The organism is Henriciella sp. (assembly GCF_049649345.1).
GTDB lineage: Bacteria > Pseudomonadota > Alphaproteobacteria > Caulobacterales > Hyphomonadaceae > Henriciella.
Map to the genome: position 1 here is coordinate 1 of NZ_JBARZC010000613.1, position 7,055 is coordinate 7,055.

A 7,055-nucleotide genomic window follows, 5' to 3' on the forward strand; every position below is an offset into this window, starting at 1 on the left:
CATAAACCCCGCCGAATTCCCCAATGAAAACGACAGCATCTATCTCTGGACTCGCTCGAGCCGCTTCTTCGATGTCGCGGCATGGCAGGGGACCGCGGTCGAAGGCTGGACGGTTGTTCATGGCCACACGCCGACCTCGGACGCGTTTCCGGAGGAGGAAGTCGCCGAGGGCTATGGGCGCCGGATCAATATTGATACGGGCGCGGTCTATGGCGGGCGGCTGACCTGCGCCGTGCTGGCGCCGGGCCGCAATGTCCGGTACCTGTTCTCCTAGGCTGGCGCCCTGCCAGAACCGGTTTTTATTCGATAATCAGGTCTGCAGTCCGCCCGTCCTCGCAGGCTGACTTCTGGGTCAGCAGCGCGTCGACGATATGCATGCGGTCGCTCTCGCTGACACCGATTTCCTGGTCGTATAGAAGCGCGCTGTCGGCTGCTTGCAGCAGGTAATCGCAGGCCGTCTCGAACCGCTCGGCATAGGCGTAGACTTCGCCAACCATCTGCATCTTCTGATAATAGGCGCGCCAGTATCCGGCATCGGATGGCTCGCGCTGATACTCTCTGGCGACGGCCTCCATCATGGTCTCGCCAATGCCGATGGCTTCTTCATGTTGCTCGGCAGAGCTCAGATCGGCCATCAGTTGCGACTGGACCGCATTGAAGACTTCCTGATTTCCGGCGTTCTTTGGATCCTGTTCTAGCAGCCGCGCACTAATCGACAGGGCCTGGCGCTGATCGGCGATGGCCTCTTCGAATTGCTCAAGGTCCGAATGAACCATGCCTTTCCTGTAATAGGCGAGGGCATGGGACCGGCGATAGCCGGGCTTTTGTGGATGCTTGGCGCTGAGCGCGTCCATCCGGCGAACCGCCTCGCCTGCGACCCTTACCATCTCGGCCGGATCGGACTCGGTAAAATAGACGTGCCAGTTCTGCACCTCGGTGAAGCTCGTATAGAAGGCCGCGACGCTGTGCTCGACCTCTTCGGACTCCGGGTGGCGTTGTTCCAGGTCCAGAAACGCATCCTCCAGCGCCGCATAGCCTTCAACAGCGCGTTCGGTTCGGTCGATCCAGATATAGGGCTTGAACTTGTACATCGAGATGTCGAGGTGCTGGATTTCGTCATCCAGCGTCGCTTCGGGGCGGTCCAGCAGCTGGCCGGAATAGTTCACCGCTTGAACGGCGTAGGCGATACTCTGCTCATTATCGTCGTCGGCGATGTAGGCGAAAACGCTCTGCGAAAACTTCAGACTGGCCAGTTCCCGCAGGACGCGGGCGTCGCCCGGATATTGCGCATAGAGCCGCATCAGCCGGTCTTCGGTCTGATCGAGCAGGGCGCGGGAAATGTCCCGCCGGCCAAGGTTCGCGCTGATCGGATTGCCTTCGATATTGGCTAGCCGGTGATACGCCTTGATCGTGTCGATCTCCAGCGAGCGGTCGGTTCTTGAGCTTTTGGACAGGGCGTCCAGATAAGACCGTGCACGCGTCGTCAGATTCTTGAGCGGCTCGGTGTTGCCGGCGATGGGCTGCAATTGGTCGAACAGGTCGAACAGCATGAAATTCGCCATTTCGCGGGCTTCGGCAAACCGCTGATCGGCCTCGAGGCGTTCGGCCTCTGCGCGTTGATACTGAACCAGCGTGAGCGAAAAAGCGCCGACCAGTCCGAGCACGAAAATCGTTCCGAACGCGGCGAAGGCGCGGTGGCGGCGCAGATATTTGCGCACGCGGTAGGTCCGCCCACCGGAATGGGCCCCGACCGCATAATGATTGAGATAGTTCTGTACATCGTCTGAGAGCGCCGACACGGTCGCATACCGCGCGGCCGGATCAGGCCGGGTCGCCTTCTGGATGATCGAGGCGAGGTCGCCCGGCAAATCCATTCCGTCAAGCATCGCGTCGAGCAGTTTGCCGAGCGAATAGACATCAGACAGCGTATTGGCCGCGGCGCCGCGGCTGCGTTCGGGGGCAGCAAAGCCTGGCGTGAAGCTCAGCGACGCCAGTGATTTGGAGGAGCCGGCGGTCTCACCACTCGGCTCGGCGTCCGAGTGCGGCTTGGCGATGCCGAAATCGATCACCTTCACCGCCCCATCCTTGTTCACCAGCACGTTTGACGGGGTGATGTCGCGGTGAACGATGAGGTTCTGGTGGGCGTGGCCAATGGCTTCGCAGACCCGCATGAACAGACCCAACCGCGCGTCGAGGCCGAGGCCCTTCTGATCGACCCATTCGGTGATCGGAACGCCATCGACATATTCCATGATGATATAGGGCGAGCCGTCTTCGAGCTGCCCGCCATCGAACAGGCGCGCAATGCCCTCATGGTTCAGTTTTGCGAGAATACGGCGCTCATTCTCAAATCTGCTGACAAGCTGCGGGCCGAGCACGCCCGGCCTGATGACTTTCACTGCGACACGGTGGTCGAAGTCACCGGCGTCGCGATTGGCGAGATAGACAGCGCCCATGCCGCCTCGTCCGATCAGGCCGTCGATCCGGTAGCCGCCTGCGCGCTCGGGGATCGCCTCATATTCGAGAATGTCACGCGCGCCGCCGGTTCTGAGGTCGCGCTGGCTGGATGTGTCGCTGTCGAGCAGCGAAAGCACCCTCGAAAGAAGCGCCGGGTCATCCGCATACTGCGCCTGAACCCAGGCCAGGCGGTCGGCGCTCGGTTGCTCGAAAGCAAGATCGAGCGCCTGCAGGGCGCGTTGTTCGAGCTGGTCCCTTTCGTCAGGCATCGATTTCCTGCAGGGCATTCATGAGCCAGGCGCGGGCAATCCGCCACTGCCGCTTCACGGTGGATTCCGATACGCCCAGCAGGTCTCCAACCTCGGCAAGGCTGAGACCGCCAAAATAGCGCAGTTCAACGATATTGGCCTTCTCCTCGTCCAGCGCCGAGAGCCGGATGAGCGCCTTTTCCAGATTGTCGAGATCGATGCGGTGCGGATCGCCTTCAAAGCGCGTCACCAGCGTGACTTTCTGGTGTTCTCTCTTGTCAGCCTTCTTCTTGCGCGCGTGATCAATCAGGACCCGGCGCATGGCTTTTGCGGACAGGGCAAGGAAATGGGCCCGGTCCTGCCAGTCGATCCTGTCGAGCTGGATGAGGCGCAGGGCGGCTTCGTTGACGAGGTCTCCGGTCGACAGTGAGTTATTGCGCTCGGCGCGGAGCAGGGCAGCCGAGATCTGAAGCAGCTCGGTATACAGCCGCTCGAACAGAACGTTCCGCGCTGCCGTATCGCCGCTGCGCCAATCTTGCAGCAGGACTTGCGTTTCCACTCGATCGCTCACTTTGCCCCCCAAATGCCGGCCACCCTACGAAACCCATCTTCCCGTCGAAACGCAAGCCTCCATCCGAACCAAAAAGATTTGACCCGTTTGCCTGCGTCCTCACGCCTAGACTCATACAGGCCCAGACAGTTCGGACGGTAGACCCTGAATGAATATGATCAGACCAGACGTACCCGGTGCAAATACGACGCCAGATTCCTGTTGCGCGAGATCTGCGCTCGATCTGGACGCCTCCTTTTGCGAGGAATGTGGCAAGCCGCTCTATCGCTGTATGGCGCATGCAGAGTGCGGCGGCCTGCTGGATGAGGGCGACATGTGCCCGGTTTGCGTCAATCTGGACCTGTCGCTGAATGCGGGCACGGCCAGTTCGGTGCGCGAAGGCGGCAAGCTCGCCTTGCCCCTGACCATCCGCAATGCCTCCAATGTCGGCCGCCCGCTTTTCATCACCGGCCTCTGGATCACAGGGGATGACGCGCCGCCGCGCGAGATAAAGCTGCCCTTCGAGCGGATCGAGCCGCAACACACCGCAAACGTCGCGGTCAGGACCGAAATTCTCAAACATGCCGGCGTCCACCAGGTCGACCTGCTGATCGCTGTCTCGACGCGGTACCAATGGCGCCAGGAAGAATATGTCTTCTCCAGCAACATCATCTTTCCGGTGGAGCCGAAGGACCCTGGCGGTCCGGCGACGACGATCAATGTGAACGCGCAGGAAGTCGGCGCAGGCTTCACGGTGTACAATCCGACCCGCATCGAAGCCGACCGTTCTGCCGGGGCGGCGCGCAATATCGAACCGGTTCGCCTGAGCCACACGCGCGCGGACGCCGCAGAGCGCGACTATCAGAAGCGCGGCTTTGAAGAGGGCATCAAGGTGCCGCGCGATGTCAAATTGATCTGGCGCGGCTTTGGCCCTGATGAAGCGCCGTTCGACGGGCCTATCGTGAAACCGTCGGGCATGCTGATCGCAGGCCGCAGTTCACGCAAATCCGGCAATGATATCTGCCTTCGGGCAGGCGAGGGACAGGACGAGCTCAGCGTGTCCATCTCGCGGCTTCTGTTTGCGCTGTATATTGAATCGGGCGCGTTCAAGCTGCGCGCGGAAGGCCAGTACGGCCTCTGCGTGAATGACCACGAGCTGCGCCGGACAGAGATCATCACCCTGAAATCGGGCGATGTGATCCGGCCGCTGGTCCAGGCGCCGTCTGCCCTTGCCATCAAGGTAGCGTTTGAGATCGAGCACGGCGATGTGCGCCGTATCGTCCTGACCAGGGACGCCTCGGAGACTGGCGCGTGACGCGCGCTGAAGGCCTGCGCCCCAGCGTGCCGGACCCAAGATTGGAGAGACTGACATGACGAGCCCAGCCCAGACGACCGTCGCCAGACGCAATCTGCTCAGACGCGGATCGCTTATCCGCAAGACCGGGTCGGTATTTCCGCTGCTGGCCGTGCCTGCCCTTCTCTATGTCCTGATGGCCATGTTCTCAGGATCGCGCGGCGCATCGGACCTGCCCGCCATTACGGGCGCCCTCGATGCGACGGTGTTCAGCGTCAGGATGATTTCGGGCGTGATCTGGCGGCTGGAAGCCGGTCACCTCATCCTGCTTCTCGGCCTGCTCACCCTCGCCATCGAAATCGCCAAGGCGACGAGTTCGAAGTCGGTCTCGATTGCCAATCATGTTGCCTCGATGGGCTTGCTTCTGATCTGCATCATCCTGTTTCTGAGCATGGCCGCCTTTGCGACATCGACCTTCTTCCTGCTGACCATGATGGTCATTTTCGACGTCCTGGTTGGCGCCATGGTCACGATCATATCCGCCCGCCGCGACTTTGGCGTCGGCGATGGGCTGGCAAGCTGAGCGCAGAAGCGGTAGCCTGAAGAGAGGGGCCGCAAGGGGGCGAGACATGAAGCGGGGATGGTACGGGCTGGTCGCCGCGCTTCTGGCAGCGCTGATCGCCGGATGCGCAACGAGTTACGGGACCGGAACACTGGCGCCCGCCGGCTATGGCTACAACACGGCGATCGCGCAGTCCCACGACCAGCAATTGCTGCTCAACCTGGTGCGCCTTCGCTATCGCGACACCGTTGTCTTCATGGATGTGACCAGCGTCACCACGCAGCATCAGTACACCGCCGGCCTGTCGGCTGAAAACGCCGTGCCTTTTCAGGATGCCGGGAGCGGGGCGTCGCTGATCATTCCCAATGCGGCCTATACCGAGACGCCGACCATCACCTATTCGCCTGTCACGGGCGCCGATTTCGCAACAAATCTCCTCTCCCCGATCTCGGCTGAGACGATCGTGCTGCTCGCAAATTCGGGCTGGAGCATCGAGCGCCTCATGGCCTGCTGCGTTGAGCGGATCGGCTCGCTTTCCAATGCGCCCAGCGCCTCCGGGCCGACCCCGGGCGTCCTTCCGGACAACAAGCCGTTCCGCGATCTTGCCCAGCTGCTGCGCCGCCTGCAGACCGAGGAGAAGGTCTATGTCGCGCAGGCCAGCCCCGAAGAGGGGCGCGCGCCCGTCAGCCGCCTGTCGATCGATACCGAGCCGGGGCCCGACTGCGAGGCCTTGCGCTTCTACCTGTCTGCGCCCGGCTGCGAGGTGCAGTATGATCTCGTCCCGCGCGGGCAGAGGCGGAGCGAGCAGGCGCTGCTCATCCAGACGCGCACGGTTCTCGGCGCGCTCTATGCGCTATCCCACGCCGTCGACGTGCCCGAGGCGCATGCGAGCGCAGGATTTGTCACGACGAGCCTGCCCGCCGGCGCAGAGACCCAGACCTGGGAGGCGTTTCTTGGCCACCAGTTCAGCGTCAGGAGCGGGCCGGACGAGCCGTCGCAGAGCTTCGTCAAGATCAACTACCGCGGCCACTGGTTCTGGATCGACGACAGCGACCTCGACAGCAAGACCACGTTCAGCCTGATCCTGTTCCTCCTGTCCCTCCAGTCCGCCGCCAGCCAGGGCGCCACACCGCTGCTGACCATAGGCAGCGGATAAAGCTCCGCCCGAACACGCACAAACAGTCAGACCCGCAACAAAGAAGCCCCCATCCTGAGCGAGGTCGAAGGATGAGATTAAACAGATACCCGCATTGCCAACGCAAGTTGGCGTCCAGGCGGTTGAGCAAATTTTCAAAACAGTGTCAGCGAGCGTCTAAAGCCTCTCGGCCTTGGCTTTTCTCCAATAATAAAGAGCAAAAAGCGTCACCACCATTGGCACCATCAACCCGTACTCATCAATCCAGAACCCGGTTCCATCGACCTCTGTGGTCAGCGGCGTGAATATTTTCTGGATGTAGATATTGTGCGCAGCGTGAAAAAATACTGCAGGCCACAAACTGTTAGATTTGAAAGTAAAGTACGCCAGGATGACCGACATGCTGACGATCATGAGCGTGAAACAGGCGATCTGAAAAAACGGATCACCGCCGCCATAAGCGATAATGACAGGATAGTGCCAAACTGCCCACACGAGTCCGCTGAAAATCGAAACACCTTCGAAAGACATGACCTTTCGAAGCTCCCATATAAACAAACCCCGCCAGCCAATCTCTTCTCCGGCAATCGACCCCAGCGACTTGATGAGCTGAACTGTGCCCAGCAATGTTATCATGAGCACAAGCGTTAAAATTGTAGCGCTCGGCGACAGGCCCAATTGGCCAGACCATTCGAAGATTTGCTCCGGGTCAAGCGGTCCCCCAAGCCCCAAACTCCAGATCGCTATGTATGCCAAGGTGATGTAACCCACAGGAACGGCATATGCGCTCCAATTGATCGACCATGAGC

At 60.9% G+C, this 7,055-nt stretch carries 6 protein-coding genes and 1 pseudogene; 4 read left to right on the top strand and 3 right to left on the bottom strand.

Going from position 1 to position 7,055, the window contains the following annotated elements; all coding sequences use genetic code 11:
• Positions 1-274: pseudogene (locus WA989_RS17040) on the top strand (hypothetical protein); the annotation flags it as partial.
• A 25-nt stretch (positions 275-299) separates the two neighbouring features.
• On the opposite strand, the gene WA989_RS17045 reads toward WA989_RS17040, so the two are convergent.
• Both WA989_RS17045 and WA989_RS17050 read right to left on the bottom strand, forming a co-directional pair.
• Entirely contained in the window at positions 300-2,726 is a 2,427-nt protein-coding gene (locus WA989_RS17045) for a protein kinase domain-containing protein (protein WP_424341676.1), read from the bottom strand.
• Complete coding sequence (locus WA989_RS17050; protein WP_424341677.1) at positions 2,719-3,276, bottom strand: ECF-type sigma factor; 558 nt, start codon at positions 3,274-3,276, stop codon at positions 2,719-2,721. Before WA989_RS17050 ends, WA989_RS17045 begins: the two co-directional genes overlap by 8 nt.
• Before the next feature lie 148 nt (positions 3,277-3,424).
• Here WA989_RS17050 and WA989_RS17055 point away from each other — a divergent pair, with 148 nt between their 5' ends.
• The 3 genes from WA989_RS17055 to WA989_RS17065 are packed head-to-tail and all read left to right on the top strand — an operon-like array spanning position 3,425 to position 6,267.
• On the top strand, positions 3,425-4,570 hold the full coding sequence (locus WA989_RS17055; protein ID WP_424341678.1) for a hypothetical protein: 1,146 nt from the start codon (positions 3,425-3,427) through the stop codon (positions 4,568-4,570).
• Between the two features lie 55 nt (positions 4,571-4,625).
• The gene (locus tag WA989_RS17060) at positions 4,626-5,132 is read left to right on the top strand and encodes a hypothetical protein (RefSeq protein WP_424341679.1); all 507 of its coding nucleotides are present in this window, start codon (positions 4,626-4,628) and stop codon (positions 5,130-5,132) included.
• Between the two features lie 46 nt (positions 5,133-5,178).
• Entirely contained in the window at positions 5,179-6,267 is a 1,089-nt protein-coding gene (locus tag WA989_RS17065) for a hypothetical protein (RefSeq protein ID WP_424341680.1), read from the top strand.
• Between the two features lie 156 nt (positions 6,268-6,423).
• Here WA989_RS17065 and WA989_RS17070 read toward each other — a convergent pair.
• On the bottom strand, positions 6,424-7,055 hold a 632-nt coding region (locus WA989_RS17070), incomplete at its 5' end, for a CPBP family intramembrane glutamic endopeptidase (protein ID WP_424341681.1).

Excerpts from the sequence above, each read along its gene's own strand:
- WA989_RS17055 (WP_424341678.1), top strand. The coding sequence starts at position 3,425 with ATGAATATGATCAGACCAGACGTACCCGGTGCAAATACGACGCCAGAT.
- WA989_RS17060 (WP_424341679.1), top strand. The coding sequence starts at position 4,626 with ATGACGAGCCCAGCCCAGACGACCGTCGCCAGACGCAATCTGCTCAGA.
- WA989_RS17045 (WP_424341676.1), bottom strand. The coding sequence starts at position 2,726 with ATGCCTGACGAAAGGGACCAGCTCGAACAACGCGCCCTGCAGGCGCTC.
- WA989_RS17065 (WP_424341680.1), top strand. The coding sequence starts at position 5,179 with ATGAAGCGGGGATGGTACGGGCTGGTCGCCGCGCTTCTGGCAGCGCTG.